The sequence below is a fragment of the Silvimonas sp. JCM 19000 genome (genome assembly GCF_054652575.1).
Genome location: NZ_BAAIHC010000009.1, coordinates 100,843 through 117,438 on the forward strand (window position 1 = coordinate 100,843; position 16,596 = coordinate 117,438).

A 16,596-nucleotide genomic window follows, 5' to 3' on the forward strand; every position below is an offset into this window, starting at 1 on the left:
TCGCCCATCTTGCCAGGATACACATGAATACCTGCTTTAGACCTTTGCGCACGGCCTTGCGGCCCTTGCTGCTGCTGGCCTTGCTGCTGCTGACGGCATGCAGCAAACCGGTGTTCCAGGGCACGGATCTGACCGGGGCCAGTTTTGGCGGCGACTTTGTGCTGCAAGACCATCGCGCCAAAGCGCATCGGTTGGCTGACGACAGAGGCAAAGTAGTGGCGCTGTTTTTTGGCTATACGCATTGTCCGGATGTCTGCCCCACCACCATGGCAGAATATGCGGCTGTCATGAAAAAACTCGGCGACCAGGCCAAAGACGTCCAGGTGTTGTTTGTGACCCTGGACCCGGCACGCGATACTCCGGCGCTGTTGGCGCAATATGTGCCCGCCTTCAATCCGGCCTTTATCGGCTTGACCGGCAGCGATGCGCAGATTGCCGAGGTCGCAAAGCAGTACAAGGTGGTCTATCAGAAACAGGGTGAGGGGCCAGGCTATACGCTGGACCACAGTGCCGGCAGCTATCTGCTGGACAAACAAGGACATCTGCGCGTGCTGGAAAACTACGGCGCGCCTGTGGCTACATTGGTCGCCGACCTGAAGCTATTGATCGAGGAATGAGCTTGCATGAGCGAGCCGCTAGAACACCCCCAAACGCCGGTTGCTGAAGGCGAAGATATCGGCCCCTACCAGCTGACCAATCCGCTGGAGATTGGCGCTGTATTGCGCCAACTGGTGCTGCGCGGCGATAACGTCACGATTTATTTTGCGCACGGCCGCCAACTGATGCTCTCGCGCCTGCTGGCGGTGGATGTCCCCAAGCGCGAGCTCGTGCTCGACGTGGGTGGTCACGAAGAAACCAACAAAGCGCTCCTCAACTCCGATCGCAATATCATTGTGGGCACGCCCGACGGCGTAAAAATCCAGTTTGTGCTGAGCAAGATTCGCCCGACCCGATTTGATGGCTCCCCGGCGTTTGCCGCGGCGTTTCCGACGGATTTGATCAAGCTGCAGCGACGCGAGTTTTTCCGGATCGAGACGCCGCTGACCCGACCCTATATTTGCGAAGTCACCTTGCCAGAGGGCAAGCGGGTAGGGCTTGAACTGCATGATCTGTCTTTGGGCGGCATCGGTGCCTGGGCTTTGCCGCAAGTGGCGCTGCCGCTGGTGCCCGGGATGGTGCTGGAGCGGGCGCAACTGGAACTGGGCCCGAATGGCATGCTGCAAGTTGATCTGGAAATGCGCTCCAAACGGGTGACGGTGCGAGGCTCGGGCCAGGAGATTTATCTGGTCGGCTTCAAGTTTGTGAATACCAGCCGGGCGGGCGAGGCCACCTTGCAACGCTTGATGGCGCAACTGGAGCGTGAGCGCAAAGCGCTGACGGGCTGATCAGCTTTTAGGGATTGTGTTGCTGCATTTAAAAAGCCGGGCGGGCATGCCATCGTTGGTATGCCCGCCCGGTCTTTTTATCGCGTGCCTGGCGGCCGGCCTGAGTTAAAACTCCAGCACCACGCGGCCGAGCAATTTGCCTGCTTCCATGTCCTGGAAGATCTGGTTGATGTCTTCCAGTCTGGCCTTGCTGTAGTGCGTCTTGATCTTGCCGGCTGCGGCAAATTCGAGCGCTTCACGCAGGTCTTCGCGCGTTCCGACGATCGAACCGCGCACGGTAATGCGTTTCAGCACGACATCGAAGATCGGCGTTTCAAACGTGCCCGGGGGCAAGCCGACCAGGGCAATCGTTCCGCCACGACGCAGCAGATCGATGCCTTGCTTGAAGGCAGCCGGCGATACCGCCGTGACCAACGCACCATGCACGCCGCCACCGGTTTGCGCCTGAACCTGCGCCACCATATCGGCGGATTTGTAATTGAAGGCCAGTTCGGCGCCCAGGTCGCGTGCGAGTTGTAGTTTTTCTTCATCGCCATCAATCGCCACGACGCGCAAACCCATTGCTCTGGCGTACTGCACTGCCACGTGGCCCAGACCGCCGATACCGGAAATGGCCACCCAGTCACCAGGTTTGGTATCGGTTTCTTTCAGGCCTTTATAAGTGGTAACACCGGCGCACAGGATAGGCGCTACAGCCAGCGGATCGAGGCCAGCGGGGATATGCGCCACATAATCGGCCGGCGCCAGCATGTATTCGGAGAACCCGCCGTTAACCGAGTAGCCGGTGTTGGTTTGCTCGGCGCACAGTGTTTCCCAACCTGTGACGCAATATTCGCAGCAGCCACACGCCTCATGCAGCCATGGCGAGCCCACCAGGTCGCCTTCTTTGACGCGGTTCACGCCAGCGCCGACTTTGACCACCACACCCAGCCCTTCATGACCGGGAATAAACGGGGGATTAGGCTTGACCGGCCAGTCGCCATGCGCGGCGTGCAAATCGGTATGGCACACCCCGCACGCAACCAGACGGATCAAGATCTGGCCGGGACCGGGGTCGGGAATCTGAACAGTGGTAATTTCAAGCGGTTGGCCAAAGGCGCGAACAACAGCAGCACGTGATGCAGTAGTCATGACGGTTCTCCTGTATTGCGTATGCACCCGGGGACGGGCGACAAAACAGCAAGAACGTTAGCGCGGTATCAGATGCGGCTTATTGATCCAGCGCAGATTCAGGAATGTTCCGTAAAAACTGATCGACATCCGGCCAGCGCAAGCCGATCCGCAACTCGCGCTTGAGCCGCGTATTGCGCAAGCGACGCGATTCATTCAGGTAAGACAGCAGCGCGGGCGACAGCACCTGTTGCGCCTGCGCCCGGCTGATGCGGGGCGGGCGTGGCAGGCCGGCATGGTCGGCCACCCGATCAAACCAGTCGGCCATGCGCAGCGGCTGATCGTCCACCACGTTGTAGCTGCGTAGCGGCCGCGCGCGGAACAAAGCCAGCCCCAGCGCACGGGCCAGATCATCGGCGTGAATGTGGTTGGACCAGCTGTCTTCTTCGGCACGCAAGGCGGGCTCGCTGCGCTGCACGCGGGCCAGCGGCAGCCGGCCCGCCGCATAAATGCCCGGCGCGCGCAAAATACCCAGCCTGATCTGGCGTCGCCGCGCCCACGCGCGCAGCACTGTTTCGGCGTCCACGCGCCGTTGTGCGCGTGCCGAGCCCGCCTGCACCGGGCTGGATTCGCTGAGCCATCGACCGCCCGCATCACCATAAACTCCGGTCGTGCTGATGTAGACGGCGCGCGCGGGGGGCTGTGTTAAAATTGCCCGCTTTTGTGGCCCCGTCGCGGCTTTTTGCGCCTGACGTCGGGGTGGCCGCGTCAATGCCTGAACCAGATGGCGGGTGCGCAGGTCCAGACTGGCATCGCCTGCCGGTGGCGCGCTGTGGATCAGCCAACTGGCCAATCCCGCCAGCCGCCGCAAGGTGGCGGGTTGATCCAGGTCGCCCGCCACCACGTGGACGCCCGCAGCACGTAACAACGCCGCTTGTTCCGGACGCCGCACCAGCGCATACACCTCAAACCGCGCCAGTAACCAGGGTAGTGCGCGTTGCACGACGTCGCCGCAGCCTATGATCAACAGGCGGGGGCGGAGAGTGAGACGAGGGGATCGCTGCAAGTGACGGCCTGACACGGTTATTTATCGAAGACGGAAAAGATGTCCAAGCAACTTACCATTCAGCCTTCCGGCCAGCAAATTACCCTGCAGGATGATCAGACCATCCTCGACGCCGCCATGGCCGCCGGTTTCAACATGCCCTATGGCTGCAAGAACGGTGCCTGTGGCGCCTGCAAAGGCCAGATCATCAGCGGCGATGTCGATTATCCCGATGGCTACGCCGAATCGGCGTTACCGCATATGGAGCGCGAGCGCGGTCTGGCGTTGTATTGCTGCGCGGTGCCCAAGGGCGACATTACGGTCGAATGCCGCGAAGTGGCCGCCACCAAGGACATCCAGATCAAGACCTTGCCTTGCCGCGTGCAGCAGATTGACAAGATCTCGCACGATGTTGCGGTGCTATCGCTCAAATTGCCCACCACCGAACGCATGCAGTTTCTGGCGGGCCAATATATTGACCTGCATACCAAAGGCGGCAAGAAGCGCAGTTTTTCGATCGCTAATGCACCGCATGAAAGCGAATATCTGCAATTGCATATTCGTTGTATGCCCGGCGGCGAATTTTCTGATTACGTCTGGAATGAAATGAAAGAGCGCGAAATCATGCGCTTTACCGGCCCGCTCGGTTCTTTCTTTCTGCGGGAAGACAGCGATAAACCCATCATCTTTATCGCTACCGGCACCGGCTTTGCCCCGATCAAAGGCATTATCGAGCACGCCATTAACAAAGGCATCCAGCGCGAAATGATTCTGTATTGGGGCTGCCGCAGTCTGCAGGATTTGTATATGCCGCATTTGCCGAGCGAATGGCAGCAGCAATTGGCGCATTTTACGTTTATCCCGGTGCTGAGCGATCCGCAGCCCGAAGACCAATGGCAAGGCCGGACTGGCCTGGTGCACGAGGCGGTGATGGAGGACTTTACCAATCTGTCGGGCTGGCAGGTATATGCCTGCGGCGCGCCAGTGATGGTGGAGGCGGCTTATACGCATTTTGTATCGCGCGGTTTGCCGGAAGACGAGTTTTATTCAGACGCGTTTTTCAGCTCGAAGGATCTGGGCAAGCCCAAGGTTTGATGCGGTGACCACACGCTGAATAAAAAATGCCCGTGCAATGCGCGGGCATTTTTTTCGGCATCAGCCGTGCAGTAGATTAATGCGCGCCGACCACCAGTTTTGATTCCGTCACGCCGGCCTGGCCTTCTTTGGCTTCGACCAGATGCAATTTGCTATTGGGTTGCCACAGTCCCATTTTGATTTCTTGCCAGACGTAATAAACGTGGCCCGCGACGGCATCAAAGTTGACTTCCGAATCTTCTTCCGATTTGGAAACTACGGTGTGGTGGCCTGGATCGACCTCTTTATAAAGATAGGTGTGGGCTGCGGTATCACCGATCATCTTGCCGTCGAGCACGACGCCCATCTTCACCGCGGCACCAAAGGTCTCGTTGCGATACACGTAAAGCGCTGCTTTGTCCTGCGGCGCGTTAAATTTCTTCAACGACGCATCTTGCGCCGGGTCACCCATCGGTACAGCGGCACAACCCGCCAGCAGCGATACCGTGCTTGCAAGCACCAACAATTTTTTTGCGTACATCCCTGTTCCCCTTGAACGATCTTGACTCGTTATTTGTATCTGGATATGCCCCCCGGACTCCGATGCGGTCGTGGCATTTTTTCTTGATATGTCTTTTTGTATCTTTGGTCCGGAGTAAGCGGCGGGATTTTTACACTACCAATAACAGCTGGCAACGCTGAAAGCTGCCCCATAACTTTGCTGCAGCAATAGTGTTGTATTTAGAAATCTTGCCCTTGCGGCAATAAAAAAACCGGTGTCTGCAGCAGGCACCGGTTTGGGGGGCGCGGGTCGGGCCGTGCTATCGATTCAACTTCATCCCAGCCACCAGCGACGTCACATTGTGGCGATACATCGTCAGGTAATGATTGGCGCGCGGGTCTTTGGACAGGGCGTCCGAGTACAACTGCTCGCCCAGCGGGCTGCCGGTTTCGCTGCCAATTTGCTGCACCATCTTCGGATTGCTGATGTTTTCCATAAACACGGCATGGATGCCGCTTTTCTTGATCTCATCGATCAGCTTGCCCACGTCTTTGGCGCTCGGTTCCGCGTCGGTGGAAACGCCTTGCGGCGACAGGATCTTGATACCGAAACGCTTACCCAGATAGCCGAACGCATCATGCGAGGTCAGGATCACGCGCTTTGCTTGCGGTACGGTATTGAACTGCGTGGTCGCCCACGCAGCCAGTTCATCCAGTTGTTTTTGATACGCATCGGCCCGTTGCTGATAAGCACTGGCACCGGCCGGATCGGCTTTGACCAGGGCGGCGGCGATGTTGTTGACCATCAGTTTGACCTGCGCCGGGTCTTGCCAGATATGCGGATCAGTGATGGTTTTGCCTTCTTCGCTCATGGTCAGCGGCACCACGCCGGTGCTGACCGTGACCACCGTGCCTTTGTAGCTAGCGGCTTGCTGCAGGCGCGTCAGCCAGCCCTCCAGGCCCAGACCATTCACAAAGAACAGGCGCGTCCGTGCCACGCTGGCGATATTGCCGGGCGTGGGCTGGAACACGTGGGCATCTTCGTCCGGGCCAACCAGGGTGACGACGTCGACCCGATCCCCACCGACCTGTTTAACCAGATCGCCCAACACACTAAAACTGGCCGCAACCGGCAAAGCGGCATGTGCGGGCAGGGCGAGCGCGCCCAGCAATACACTGAAGGCGACAACAAAGCGACGCATGGCAAGACTTCCTGAGGGTGACAAGTAAGCAGTAGTCGCGCATTTAATGCTGCAAGTGGGTCTTGCTGGCGCGGCGGCCCAGCCAGCCGTGCGGCGCCAGCCACAATGACAGCAGATACAACACGCCAGCCACCAGCACGATCGCAGGGCCGGATGGCAAATTCAGGTGATACGACAGCAGCAGCCCGACCACGCTGGCGGCCAGCCCGGCCAGCCAGGCCGACCATAACAATCCGGCCAGCGTATCCGCCCACAAACGGGCGATGGTGGCGGGCAACATCATCATGCCGACGGCCATCAAGGTGCCCATGGCCTGAAACCCGGCCACCAGGTTAAGCACGGTCAGCACCAGCAAACCGAGGTGATAACGACTGCCGCGCCCACCGGTGACGGCCAGATAACCCGGATCGACGCATTCCAGAATCACGCCGCGATAGTTGATGGCCAGCCACAGCAAGGTCAGCGTGGCGATGCTTGCCAGCATGTACAGGGCAGCGTTATCAATCGCCAGCACGGAACCAAACAGCAAATGGATCAGATCGACATTGCTGCCGTAACGCGAGACCAGCACCACACCGATGGCGAGTGAAACCAGATAGAAGCCGGCAAAGCTGGCGTCTTCATTCAGGCTGGTAAAGCGGCTGGCCAGGCCCGCCAGCAGGGCCACCAGCAAGCCCGCGACAATGCCGCCGCCCGCCAGCCATGGCAGCGCAAAGCCGCCAAAGATAAAGCCGATGGCGGCGCCAGGCAGCACGGCATGCGACAAGGCGTCGCCCATCAAACTCATGCGGCGCAACACCAGCATCACACCCATCGGCGCGCAGCCGGTGGCCAGAGCGATGCAACCGGCAAGGGCACGGCGCATAAAGGCGTAGTCAGTGACCGGCGCCAGAAACATTTCATGCAAGGTCATGGGCGGGCACACCAGGGGGCGTCGTTTTGCCAGTATTCGGTCATTTGTTGAGCGCGTTGTAGATTGTCTTCAGACAGCGTGCTGGCGGTGTCGCCCCAGGCGATGACTTCATGCGCCAGCAAAAGCGTCTCAGGAAAATGTTCGTGAGCCAGGCCCATATCGTGCACCACCACCGCGACGGTACGTTGCTGTGCCCGCCAGTGCGCGAGGATGGTCAGCAAGGTGTCGCGGGTACGGGTGTCGACGTTATTAAAGGGCTCGTCCAGCAGGATGATGGGCGTGTCCTGCACCAGCAGCCGGGCAAAGCGCGCACGTTGTAACTGGCCGCCGGACAGCGTGGCGATGGTGCGTTGACCAAACCCGCTCAGGCCGACCCGTTGCAGCGCCTCGTCGGCGCGTGCGGTCTCTTCTCCGGCCAGGGCGCGCAGGCCGCCCCGGCGTTTCCACGCGCCAGCCAGTACCAGCTCGCTGACGGTCAGCGGAAACTGCCTATCCAGCTCAGCCAGTTGCGGCAGATAAGCGATATCGCCATCGACCGTAATGGTGCCCGTGGTTAACGGCTGCTGCCGCGTCACCGCTTTCAGCAAGGTGGTTTTGCCGGCGCCATTGGGGCCCACCACCGCAGTCAGCCCACCCGCAGTAAAGGAGCCGGTCAGATGGTGCACGGCCGGGTGTTTGCGATAGCAAACGGTGACATCGTCCAGCCGGATCATTGCAGCGCCCACCAGGTTAGCGCCCAGACCAGGGCCAATGGCACGATGGCGATCAGCAAGCGTTGCGCAGCCCCGGCGGCAAACAGCCGCGCCGCCAGAGGAGGGCGCGCCGCCTTCTGGCGTGGGCCATGGGTGTGGCTTGCGTGGTTATGGTCGGGACCATGCGCGTGGCTGTGCCCGGCATGGGGGGCAGCATCATGAGCATGGGGCGCGGCGGGCGCCTGTGGAGCGGGAGCGGACATCGGCAGATTCATTATTTGCAACAGTGTTGCATTATGGCGAACATGCCGAGGGTCGACAAGATGCTTTTGAGGGCCTCGGGCACCCGCTCCCGCAGGCCTAGCCGGTTTGCACTTCGATATGAAACAAGGCGTAGGGGCAATTCAGATAGCGTTCGGCCAGCGGCCTGGCCATGACTTCGGGAAACTGGTCGGCGGCAAAGATTGCCCACAGCGGGCCGAATCCACCCAGCGCCAGCGGCTGGCCGTCCATATGCGTCGCCACGATATAGCGATATTTGCGCAAGTCGCCCAGGCTGATGCTGGCGCTGGTGCCATCCAGCCCGCGCAACAAGACCTTGGTGCCATCGCGGGTGGCGGCACCGGCCGTCGCCAGCAATTGCGCCAGATACGGGCCGCGCAGGCTATGCACTTTGCCGTCCCACGCCAGCGTGGTGTGGATGTCGTTGGCGGGCATGGCGGCCAGTTCGGGCCAGGACAGCGTCCAGGCTTTGTCGAAATGAATGGCCAGTTTATTGAAAAGCGGATCGAGCGCCGGGTCGACGGCGCCGCGGTTGCTGCGGCTGATGGCACCGCTCACGGTCAGTACGGCCGGGCCACCGACTGGCGCTGGCGCGGGTTTACGCGGTTTGCTGTGGGCTTTGCTTTGCGCCAGCGCGGTCAACGGCACCGTGCTCAGCAACGCGGCGCCACGCAGCAGAAACGTACGTTTATTCATTGTTTCAACCGTGAGTTGCGGGGTGCAACAGTGTGCCAGAGCGGCTGCCGGTTGCCCATGATCTGACAGCGATCCAGGCGTTCCGCCCCTGGTCGCCGACTGCTGGCCCTGTAAAAATAGCGGCTGATGCCGAAGTAAGAGTTACGGCCTACAATATCGCTCACCATGAACGCACCCGCACCGCATCCGCTTCGTCCTGCTCTCGTTGATCGCTTTGGTCGACGGGTGGACTACGTGCGCCTTTCGGTCACTGATCGCTGTGATCTGCGCTGTTCTTATTGCATGCCCAAAGGCTTTAACGGCTTTGAAGAACCGGCCGACTGGCTGACCTTTGCCGAAATCGAACGCTTGATCGGCGCGTTTGCCCGCCTGGGCGTTGGGCGCATCCGGCTGACCGGGGGCGAGCCTCTGTTGCGCCGTGGTCTGCCGGAGCTAGCGCGCCAGTTAAAGGCGCTGCCGGGGCTGCATGATCTATCGCTTTCCACCAATGCAACGCAACTGGTCAAGCATGCGCGGGCCTTGCGCCAGGCCGGGGTTGATCGTTTGAACATCAGTCTGGATACCCTGGACGGCGCCTGTAACGCACACATTACCGGGCGCGATACGTTTGGCGCGGTGATGGCGGGCATCCATGCCGCGCGGGCCGAGGGCTTTGCGCCGATCAAGTTGAATATGGTGGCAATGAAGGGCGTCAACGATCATGAGATCGAACGTATGGCCGAATTTGCCATGGAACACGGATTTATCCTGCGCCTGATTGAGGCGATGCCGATGGGCTCGACCGGTCGCAACGCGCAGTATCTCGATCTGGGCCCGGTGCGCGAGCAACTGGTGCAGCGCTTTGATATGCGCCCGGAAACGCTGGAACTGGGCGGAGGCCCGGCGCGCTACTGGACCACCGGCGACGGCCGCGGCCGCATCGGATTTATTACGCCGATTTCGCAGCATTTCTGCGCCACCTGTAACCGGGTGCGGCTGGCGGTCGATGGCACGCTATATATGTGTCTGGGGCAGGAAGAGCGCTTTGAATTCCGCCCGCTGTTACGTGATGGCGCCAGCGATGCCGAACTCGAAGCCGCCATCCGCGTCGCCATCGAGTTAAAGCCCGAGCGGCATGAGTTCCGCGAAGAACCGGGCAAGATCATTCGTTTTATGTCGCAAACAGGCGGTTAGATGCGTGTATTCGGGCTGGTGGGCACCTCGGGCAGTGGCAAGACCACGCTACTGGAAAAACTGATCGCCGAAATTGCCGGCCGTGGCTTGCGCGTTAACGCCATCAAGCATTCGCATCACGATATCGAGCTGGAACCGCCGGACAAGGACAGCGCGCGCTTTCGCGCCGCCGGCGCGGGCGAGGTGATGGTGGTGTCGCCGTATCGCTATGCCATCGTGCATGAGCTACGCGACGAAGCCGAGCCCGATCTGGCCGCGCAACTGGCGCGGCTGGCACCCGCTGATCTAACGCTGCTGGAAGGTTTTCGCAGCAGCCCCTTCCCCAAGCTGGAAGTCTGGCGTGAGGCCAATGGCAAGCCGCCGCGTTTTTTGCAGTTTGACGACATCATCGTGCTGGCCACCGAAGACACCCCGCCGGTGCCGCCGTCTATTCCACAATTCGGGCTGGAGCAGATCAGCGCCATCGCTGATTTCATTCTGCAGCACGCCATCGACTATCCTCAGTAAAGCCGCGCCGCAGCGGTAATTGTGCAAGGACCACGCGCGGCCCGGGCTTTGTTATGCTTGCCGCGCTCTGGCCTTCCCCTTGTTTTGATTCTGGTGATTCATGTCCCCAACTCCTCCATCTGTGCTGGAACGCGTGTTCCAGTTGCGTGCCCACGGCACCACCGTGCGTACCGAATTGCTGGCCGGTCTGACTACTTTTCTGACCATGGTCTACATCATTTTTGTTAATCCGCAGATTCTCGCCAATGCCGGCATGGACCAGCAGGCGGTATTCGTGGCCACCTGCCTGATCGCGGCGGTGGGGAGTATCGCGATGGGTCTGGTGGCCAATCTGCCGATTGCGCTGGCACCCGCCATGGGCCTGAATGCCTTCTTTGCCTTTGTGGTGGTCGGGGGCATGCATCTGACGTGGCAGACCGGCATGGCGACCATCTTCTGGGGCGCGGTCGGCTTTTTTATCCTGACCGTGCTACGGGTGCGGTACTGGCTGATTGCCAGCATTCCCCATGGTTTGCGTGTCGGCATCGGTGCGGGCATCGGCTTGATGATTGCGCTGATGGGCTTGCATAACGCGGGCATCGTGGTGGCCAACCCGGTCACCATGGTGACGGTGGGCAATCTGACCTCGCTGCCTTGCCTGCTGGGCGCCACCGGTTTCTTTCTGATCGCCATTCTGGCCGCGCGCGGCATCCATGCCTCGGTCTTGATTGCGATGGCGGTCACCACCGGTCTGGGCTGGGCTTTGGGCAATGTGCATTACGTTGGACTGGTGGCCAGTCCGCCCAGCCTGGCCCCCATCCTGGGTCAGCTTGATTTGCGCGGCGCCTTGCAATGGCCGCTGGCGAGTGTGATTTTTGCCTTCTTGCTGGTCAGCTTGTTTGATTCATCCGGCACCTTGATCGGCGTTACCGGCCGTGCCGGACTCAGCGATGCCAGCGGGCGTTTTCCGCGGATGAAGCAGGCTTTGCTGGTGGATAGCAGCGTGTCGGTGCTGGGTGCGTTTATGGGGACGTCGGCCATTTCCACCTATATCGAAAGCTCGGCTGGCGTGGCGGTCGGGGGCCGTACCGGATTGACGGCGCTGACCGTGGGTTTGCTGTTTGTTCTGGCGGTATTCTTTGCCCCGCTGGCGGCGATGGTGCCTGCCTATGCGGCAGCAGGCGCGCTGATCTACGTGGGCGTGCTGATGACGTCCGAACTGACCAAAGTGCGGTGGGATGATTTGACAGAGGCGGTGCCGGCCTTTGCCACGGCGGTGATGATGCCGTTCTGCTTCTCCATCACCGAAGGCATCGCCGCCGGATTTATCGCCTATGCGGTGATGAAGCTGGGCACGGGCCGCTATCGCGAATTGCCGTGGTGCGTGGTGGTGGTGGCGCTGTTGTTTGTGATCAAGTTCGGGTTGGATGCGCACTAAGCGCGGGCGTTAATCCTGCCCCCGCCGGTCCAGCGCTCAAGGCAGGGCGCTGGTCGGATCAATGGCTTTGCCCTTGTAGCGCAATTCAAAATGCAGCGCGACGCGGTCAGCGCCGCTGTCGCCCATGCTGGCGATGCGCTGGCCCTGTTTAACGTCGTCGCCTTCCTTTACCGCCAGTGCATCGTTGTGCGCGTAGGCGGTCAGATAAACCTCGCTGTGCTTGATCACCAGCAATTTGCCGTAACCGCGGATGCCTTCCCCGGCGTACACCACTTTGCCCGACGCGGCGGCCAACACCGCGTCTCCGCGATTGCCCGTGATATCGATGCCGTTATTCCGGTCGCCCGATTTCAGCACCTGACCTTTGGCGGGCCAGATCAGGCTGATTTTGGGCGCGACTTCGGCCGGCGCCGTGGTCTCGCTGGCAGCTGGGCTAGCCGGACGCCGCGTGCTGGTGGGGGCAGGGCGGTCGCCGTTCTTTGGCGTGACGCGCAATACCTGGCCCACCTCCAGACTGGTCGCATCTTTCAGATTGTTCCAGCGCACCAGATTGTTGACACTCTGGCCGTTGTTGACCGCAATGCGGTACAGCGTGTCGCCCTTCTGCACCCGGTAATAACCGGCAGGTGGGGTGTCTGTGGCGGGATTGCTGGAGCACGCGGCAAGTAGCGTGATCAGGCTGAGGGTAGTAAGCAGGCGGCGCGTCACGGGGTTCGGGCTCTTATGGCGGTGGCGGCCATTGTAAAACGCGCTGGGCCGCGGTGGCAGTCAGCAAGGTGGTTTTTGTTGGCGAGGACTTCGGCTGACGCAGGTCAACGCTGACATTTTTTCGCGCACTGGCCCCACGTGCAATGCGGACTTTGCGCCGCAACCGGCCGCTGGCCGCGTCGTCTTACTGGTATGGCAATACACCTCTAATCACATCCCGGAGAACATCATGACCACCATGCTACGTACCGCTGCCCTTATCGCCACACTCGCTGCCGCATTGACCGGCTGCGCCGACATGGACAGCACCACCAAACACACGGCCGTCGGTGCCGCAGTGGGCGGGGTTGCCGGTTCGGTGCTGACTAATGGTTCGGCTGTGGGCACCGTGGGCGGTGCTGCCGTTGGTGGCGTGATCGGCCACGAAACCCACTAAGCGTAGGGCGACAGGGGTGGGTCAGCCGACCCACCCGCCGTTGCGCGCGGGTAGCCGCGATCAGTCCACCAGATCGGCAAACAGCGGTGTCGACAGATAGCGCTCGCCAAACGACGGAATGATCACCGCAATCAGCTTGCCGGCATTTTCCGGGCGTTTAGCTACTTCCAGTGCAGCCCAGACCGCTGCACCGGACGAGATGCCGCCCATAATGCCTTCCTGCGTCGCCAATGCGCGCGCCGTGGCGAAGGCATCTTCGTTCTTCACCCGGATCACTTCGTCATAGGCGCTGGTCGACAGCACCTTGGGCACGAAGCCCGCGCCGATACCCTGAATCGGATGGGGGCCTTTGGCGCCGCCAGACAGCACCGGGCTGGCATCCGGCTCAACAGCAATGGCTTTGAATGAAGGCTTGCGGGCCTTGATCACTTCGCTCACGCCGGTAATGGTGCCGCCGGTGCCTACGCCTGCAATCAGGATGTCGATCTGGCCGTCGGTATCGCGCCACAACTCTTCGGCGGTGGTTTTGCGATGGATTTCCGGGTTAGCCGGGTTTTCGAACTGCTGCGGCATAAAGTGATTGGCGTTTTCAGCCACCAGATCGGTAGCGCGCTTGATGGCGCCGCCCATGCCTTCCGGCCCTGGCGTCAGCACCAGTTGCGCGCCATAGCCGCGCAACAGGGCGCGGCGTTCACGCGACATGGTTTCGGGCATCGTCAAAATCAGTTTGTAACCGCGCGCCGCGCACACCATGGCCAGACCAATGCCGGTGTTGCCCGAGGTTGGTTCGACGATGGTGGTGTCTGCGTTGATCAAACCATCGCGTTCGGCCGCATCCATCATTGCAACGGCGATACGGTCTTTGACGCTGTGGCTGGGGTTCAGATATTCCAGCTTGGCCACCACCGTGGCGCCGCCACTGGCGGGCAGCCGGTTAAGGCGCACCAGCGGGGTATTGCCGATCAAAGCCGTTACATCATTGGCGATGTTCATGGTTTGCTTCCTTGCTTGACGGGATCAGAGGCAGCCATTCTAGCGCGCTGTTTGCCCGATGTGCAGCGGCCGACAAGATAATTCTGAATTAATTGCTGATTTAATTGAATGGATTGCCAATTGCAAAGCCGCTGTCAAAAATACGGCCACGCATTGCTATTCTTTTAATGCGTAATGATTCGGGCTATTCCTATATATGACTATAAGCAAATCGCCTTGCGCTATAGCATCTCGTATCTTTAAAGACAATTCTGCCGCATGCAACAAACCCGCTAATATCCACTTCATGAATACATTAGGCTCTCGCATCAGCATGGTGCGCAAAACCCGGAAACGCAGCCAGGGCTGGTTGGCTGATCGTTTGCATGTAACCCAACCCTCGGTCAGCGCCTGGGAATCGGATGAGGCCGATCCAACGTTGACCAATCTGATGGGCATATCCAGCTTGCTCGGTGCATCGACCGACTGGTTATTGACCGGACTGGGCACTGCCGAGGGTGGCGGGTTTCCGCTGCGCGAGCCGCTGCCGCTGGATCCGGAAGAACAAGCCTTGATCGACGCGTTTCAAGACCTTAACCGGGTGCGACGGCATGCGCTGCTGCATTTTCTGCAAGCGTTTACGCATAGACACAATGTGCACGTCACCCGGTTTCCGCCCGACACCTCGGACAAAGGCGGCGGTTAGGCCAGGCGCAAATAAAGGCCCGATTAATTCGGGCGTTTATTTGCGCAATCAGAATTGGCAATCAGCGGCTAATGCCAGATTGCGCTGGCTGCAGAATTTTCGCAATTCGCCGCTGTAGGGGTCGATAAATTCAATTGCCCGTGCCAGCAATTGCAATGGGGCGCTAAAGTCATCGGCCTTGTCGCCCAATGGCGTGGGATACCACGGGTCATTGACAATAGGCGCACCCAAAGCGGCCATATGCACCCGCAATTGATGCTTGCGTCCGCTGTGCGGCTTTAATCGATATAGAGCCAGTTGCGGATTTGATCCGGCTAATGGGTGCAGCATTTCTATATGCGTGCTCGAATTGGGCTCGGCGTCAATTTCCTGCATGGTAAACCACGTGCTGCCAGCCGCGATGTGGCTATGCCGGGTATGCGGTGCAAGCAACTCAGCGCGGTAGGGCGCCACGGCTTCGTATTCCTTTTGCACCTGGCGGTGCTGGAACAAAGCCTGATACGCGCCACGGCTGGGCGGATGTAAACAGAACAGCACCACGCCCGCCGTTTCCCGATCCAGCCGGTGCACTGGCGTCAGTTCGGGCAGATCAAACTGCTGGCGCAAACGCGCCACCACGGTCTCCCGCAGTTGGCGACCCGACGGGATGGTGGCCAGAAAATGCGGTTTGTCCACCACCAGCAGGCGCTCATCGCGATGCAGGATGTTGATCTCGAACGGCACTTTGATCTCGTCGGGCACGTCGCGGTAATACCAGAGCCGACCACCACGCGGATACGGCATATCGCCGCGCACCGGCTGCCCATGCTGATCCACCATCTCTCCGTTAGCCAGGCGTTGCGCCAGCACCCCGGCCGGCAAAAACGGAAAACGTTGCAGCAAAAAAGTGAGCAGATCGGGCCACTCGCCTTGTTCGGGCAGCACCACAAAACTGGGGGCGACGCCATCGCGATGCGGCAGTGGCGAACGGTTATGCATACGACGATCCGGCAGGCAAAAGCGCGATTGTACGCGGCCAAGCGCCTGGCCGCAGGCGTGGCAGGCGCTACCGTCCAGCACAGTTGCATTGCGTCTGGCCCCCCGGGCCACTGATAATGCGCGCCGCACTGGACTGTTTGCTTATGATCACCAAGAAACTGATACACCTTTCGACGCTGGAAAATCTGGATACCTGGGCGCGCTATCGCGCCAGCCTGTGTATCGATTGCCAGGCGTCCTGTTGCACCATGCCGGTTGAGGTGCGCCTGCCTGATCTGGTTCGCATGGGCGAGGTGGATGCGTTTGAGGCCGAGCATGAAGCCGCCAAGCAGATTGCCAAGCGCTTGCAGAAAGCCGGTGTGATCCAGCATTTCAACTTCAAACACGAAGTGTTTACGCTGGCCCAGCGCGCCAGTGGCGATTGCCGCTATCTGCACGCCGAAACGCGGCGCTGTACCATCTATGACTTGCGCCCCAATACCTGTCGCAATCATCCCAAAATCGGGCCGCGCCCGGGTTTCTGCGCGTACCGCAACAAACCTTGACAAAAGATTTGACCGCTATGTCTGAGCCCGCTGCTGCCCAACCCGTTGCCACGCCCGTGCCCTGTCCACGCTGTGGCGCCCCCGGCAAAATCTGCAAGGCTGGCGCTAATCGCGTCTGGGTTCAGTGCAGCAAATTTGGCAAGGATGGCAATTGCAGCGCCATCAGCAGCCCGGAGCCGAACAAGAAAGCCGCGTTGGCGACTTGGGCGCGTCTCAAGTAACGCCCCCGCTGTGCCCGACGTAAAAAAGCCGCC

General features: G+C 60.2%; 20 protein-coding genes. 9 read left to right on the plus strand and 11 right to left on the minus strand.

From position 1 onward, the window contains the following. Positions 1-23 precede the first annotated feature (23 nt). Positions 24-617, plus strand: coding sequence for an SCO family protein (locus ACYQ1A_RS10500; protein WP_499361981.1), 594 nt, complete (start codon positions 24-26; stop codon positions 615-617). 6 nt (positions 618-623) lie between these two features. Then, the gene (locus ACYQ1A_RS10505; protein WP_499361982.1) at positions 624-1,385 is read left to right on the plus strand and encodes a flagellar brake protein; all 762 of its coding nucleotides are present in this window, start codon (positions 624-626) and stop codon (positions 1,383-1,385) included. 105 nt (positions 1,386-1,490) lie between these two features. Here ACYQ1A_RS10505 and adhP read toward each other — a convergent pair whose 3' ends face one another. After that, positions 1,491-2,516, minus strand: a complete 1,026-nt coding sequence (gene adhP, locus ACYQ1A_RS10510) for an alcohol dehydrogenase AdhP (RefSeq protein WP_499361983.1) — start codon at positions 2,514-2,516, stop codon at positions 1,491-1,493. A 79-nt stretch (positions 2,517-2,595) separates the two neighbouring features. Continuing rightward, positions 2,596-3,498, minus strand: coding sequence for an NAD-dependent epimerase/dehydratase family protein (locus ACYQ1A_RS10515; protein ID WP_499361984.1), 903 nt, complete (start codon positions 3,496-3,498; stop codon positions 2,596-2,598). Between the two features lie 102 nt (positions 3,499-3,600). On the opposite strand from ACYQ1A_RS10515, the gene ACYQ1A_RS10520 reads away from it, so the two are divergent. Beyond that, a complete protein-coding gene (locus ACYQ1A_RS10520; protein WP_499361985.1) occupies positions 3,601-4,635 on the plus strand; it encodes a CDP-6-deoxy-delta-3,4-glucoseen reductase in 1,035 nt (344 codons plus the stop codon). Positions 4,636-4,711: 76 nt separating this feature from the next. Here ACYQ1A_RS10520 and ACYQ1A_RS10525 read toward each other — a convergent pair whose 3' ends face one another. The 6 genes from ACYQ1A_RS10525 to ACYQ1A_RS10550 all read right to left on the minus strand — a co-directional run bounded on the left by ACYQ1A_RS10525 (position 4,712) and on the right by ACYQ1A_RS10550 (position 8,900). Beyond that, a complete protein-coding gene (locus ACYQ1A_RS10525; RefSeq protein ID WP_499361986.1) occupies positions 4,712-5,155 on the minus strand; it encodes a DUF2846 domain-containing protein in 444 nt (147 codons plus the stop codon). 280 nt (positions 5,156-5,435) lie between these two features. Next, on the minus strand, positions 5,436-6,317 hold the full coding sequence (locus tag ACYQ1A_RS10530) for a metal ABC transporter solute-binding protein, Zn/Mn family (protein ID WP_499361987.1): 882 nt from the start codon (positions 6,315-6,317) through the stop codon (positions 5,436-5,438). A 43-nt stretch (positions 6,318-6,360) separates the two neighbouring features. Further along, positions 6,361-7,230, minus strand: a complete 870-nt coding sequence (locus tag ACYQ1A_RS10535) for a metal ABC transporter permease (protein ID WP_499361988.1) — start codon at positions 7,228-7,230, stop codon at positions 6,361-6,363. Continuing rightward, positions 7,227-7,943, minus strand: a complete 717-nt coding sequence (locus ACYQ1A_RS10540) for a metal ABC transporter ATP-binding protein (protein WP_499361989.1) — start codon at positions 7,941-7,943, stop codon at positions 7,227-7,229. Before ACYQ1A_RS10540 ends, ACYQ1A_RS10535 begins: the two co-directional genes overlap by 4 nt. Beyond that, positions 7,940-8,185: a hypothetical protein gene (locus tag ACYQ1A_RS10545; RefSeq protein ID WP_499361990.1), complete on the minus strand. Its 246-nt coding sequence runs from the start codon at positions 8,183-8,185 to the stop codon at positions 7,940-7,942. The genes ACYQ1A_RS10540 and ACYQ1A_RS10545 overlap by 4 nt, the downstream gene beginning before the upstream one ends. A 97-nt stretch (positions 8,186-8,282) precedes the next feature. Then, entirely contained in the window at positions 8,283-8,900 is a 618-nt protein-coding gene (locus tag ACYQ1A_RS10550) for a putative pterin-binding protein (RefSeq protein ID WP_062225221.1), read from the minus strand. Between the two features lie 165 nt (positions 8,901-9,065). Here ACYQ1A_RS10550 and moaA point away from each other — a divergent pair, with 165 nt between their 5' ends. From moaA to ACYQ1A_RS10565, 3 genes are all read left to right on the plus strand, one after another. After that, positions 9,066-10,073, plus strand: a complete 1,008-nt coding sequence (gene moaA, locus ACYQ1A_RS10555) for a GTP 3',8-cyclase MoaA (RefSeq protein WP_062225220.1) — start codon at positions 9,066-9,068, stop codon at positions 10,071-10,073. Further along, positions 10,074-10,580, plus strand: coding sequence for a molybdopterin-guanine dinucleotide biosynthesis protein B (mobB, locus tag ACYQ1A_RS10560; RefSeq protein WP_499361991.1), 507 nt, complete (start codon positions 10,074-10,076; stop codon positions 10,578-10,580). A 100-nt stretch (positions 10,581-10,680) separates the two neighbouring features. After that, entirely contained in the window at positions 10,681-11,997 is a 1,317-nt protein-coding gene (locus ACYQ1A_RS10565) for an NCS2 family permease (protein WP_499361992.1), read from the plus strand. Between the two features lie 36 nt (positions 11,998-12,033). On the opposite strand, the gene ACYQ1A_RS10570 is transcribed toward ACYQ1A_RS10565, so the two are convergent. Further along, the gene (locus tag ACYQ1A_RS10570; protein WP_499361993.1) at positions 12,034-12,705 is read right to left on the minus strand and encodes a peptidoglycan DD-metalloendopeptidase family protein; all 672 of its coding nucleotides are present in this window, start codon (positions 12,703-12,705) and stop codon (positions 12,034-12,036) included. 229 nt (positions 12,706-12,934) lie between these two features. Between ACYQ1A_RS10570 and ACYQ1A_RS10575 the strand changes: the two genes are divergently transcribed. Next, on the plus strand, positions 12,935-13,141 hold the full coding sequence (locus ACYQ1A_RS10575; protein ID WP_062224233.1) for a glycine zipper 2TM domain-containing protein: 207 nt from the start codon (positions 12,935-12,937) through the stop codon (positions 13,139-13,141). Positions 13,142-13,201: 60 nt separating this feature from the next. Here the strand turns inward: ACYQ1A_RS10575 and cysK are convergent, their stop codons facing one another. Further along, on the minus strand, positions 13,202-14,134 hold the full coding sequence (gene cysK / locus ACYQ1A_RS10580) for a cysteine synthase A (RefSeq protein ID WP_499361994.1): 933 nt from the start codon (positions 14,132-14,134) through the stop codon (positions 13,202-13,204). A 286-nt stretch (positions 14,135-14,420) separates the two neighbouring features. Here cysK and ACYQ1A_RS10585 point away from each other — a divergent pair, with 286 nt between their 5' ends. After that, positions 14,421-14,819: a helix-turn-helix domain-containing protein gene (locus tag ACYQ1A_RS10585; protein WP_062224229.1), complete on the plus strand. Its 399-nt coding sequence runs from the start codon at positions 14,421-14,423 to the stop codon at positions 14,817-14,819. A 48-nt stretch (positions 14,820-14,867) separates the two neighbouring features. Here ACYQ1A_RS10585 and ACYQ1A_RS10590 read toward each other — a convergent pair whose 3' ends face one another. Then, the gene (locus ACYQ1A_RS10590) at positions 14,868-15,797 is read right to left on the minus strand and encodes a pseudouridine synthase (RefSeq protein ID WP_499361995.1); all 930 of its coding nucleotides are present in this window, start codon (positions 15,795-15,797) and stop codon (positions 14,868-14,870) included. A gap of 143 nt (positions 15,798-15,940) precedes the next feature. Between ACYQ1A_RS10590 and ACYQ1A_RS10595 the strand changes: the two genes are divergently transcribed. Then, positions 15,941-16,342 carry a YkgJ family cysteine cluster protein gene (locus tag ACYQ1A_RS10595; protein WP_499361996.1) on the plus strand — a complete coding sequence of 134 codons (402 nt, stop codon included), beginning with the start codon at positions 15,941-15,943 and terminating at the stop codon, positions 16,340-16,342. Positions 16,343-16,596 lie beyond the last annotated feature (254 nt).

What these genes read in the sequence shown, in the direction of transcription:
- ACYQ1A_RS10500 (WP_499361981.1), top strand. Translation starts at nt 24, where the DNA reads ATGAATACCTGCTTTAGACCTTTGCGCACGGCCTTGCGGCCCTTGCTG.
- ACYQ1A_RS10505 (WP_499361982.1), top strand. Translation starts at nt 624, where the DNA reads ATGAGCGAGCCGCTAGAACACCCCCAAACGCCGGTTGCTGAAGGCGAA.
- adhP (WP_499361983.1), bottom strand. Translation starts at nt 2,516, where the DNA reads ATGACTACTGCATCACGTGCTGCTGTTGTTCGCGCCTTTGGCCAACCG.
- ACYQ1A_RS10520 (WP_499361985.1), top strand. Translation starts at nt 3,601, where the DNA reads ATGTCCAAGCAACTTACCATTCAGCCTTCCGGCCAGCAAATTACCCTG.
- ACYQ1A_RS10525 (WP_499361986.1), bottom strand. Translation starts at nt 5,155, where the DNA reads ATGTACGCAAAAAAATTGTTGGTGCTTGCAAGCACGGTATCGCTGCTG.
- ACYQ1A_RS10530 (WP_499361987.1), bottom strand. Translation starts at nt 6,317, where the DNA reads ATGCGTCGCTTTGTTGTCGCCTTCAGTGTATTGCTGGGCGCGCTCGCC.
- ACYQ1A_RS10535 (WP_499361988.1), bottom strand. Translation starts at nt 7,230, where the DNA reads ATGACCTTGCATGAAATGTTTCTGGCGCCGGTCACTGACTACGCCTTT.
- ACYQ1A_RS10540 (WP_499361989.1), bottom strand. Translation starts at nt 7,943, where the DNA reads ATGATCCGGCTGGACGATGTCACCGTTTGCTATCGCAAACACCCGGCC.
- ACYQ1A_RS10545 (WP_499361990.1), bottom strand. Translation starts at nt 8,185, where the DNA reads ATGTCCGCTCCCGCTCCACAGGCGCCCGCCGCGCCCCATGCTCATGAT.
- ACYQ1A_RS10550 (WP_062225221.1), bottom strand. Translation starts at nt 8,900, where the DNA reads ATGAATAAACGTACGTTTCTGCTGCGTGGCGCCGCGTTGCTGAGCACG.
- moaA (WP_062225220.1), top strand. Translation starts at nt 9,066, where the DNA reads ATGAACGCACCCGCACCGCATCCGCTTCGTCCTGCTCTCGTTGATCGC.
- mobB (WP_499361991.1), top strand. Translation starts at nt 10,074, where the DNA reads ATGCGTGTATTCGGGCTGGTGGGCACCTCGGGCAGTGGCAAGACCACG.
- ACYQ1A_RS10565 (WP_499361992.1), top strand. Translation starts at nt 10,681, where the DNA reads ATGTCCCCAACTCCTCCATCTGTGCTGGAACGCGTGTTCCAGTTGCGT.
- ACYQ1A_RS10575 (WP_062224233.1), top strand. Translation starts at nt 12,935, where the DNA reads ATGACCACCATGCTACGTACCGCTGCCCTTATCGCCACACTCGCTGCC.
- cysK (WP_499361994.1), bottom strand. Translation starts at nt 14,134, where the DNA reads ATGAACATCGCCAATGATGTAACGGCTTTGATCGGCAATACCCCGCTG.
- ACYQ1A_RS10585 (WP_062224229.1), top strand. Translation starts at nt 14,421, where the DNA reads ATGAATACATTAGGCTCTCGCATCAGCATGGTGCGCAAAACCCGGAAA.
- ACYQ1A_RS10590 (WP_499361995.1), bottom strand. Translation starts at nt 15,797, where the DNA reads ATGCATAACCGTTCGCCACTGCCGCATCGCGATGGCGTCGCCCCCAGT.
- ACYQ1A_RS10595 (WP_499361996.1), top strand. Translation starts at nt 15,941, where the DNA reads ATGATCACCAAGAAACTGATACACCTTTCGACGCTGGAAAATCTGGAT.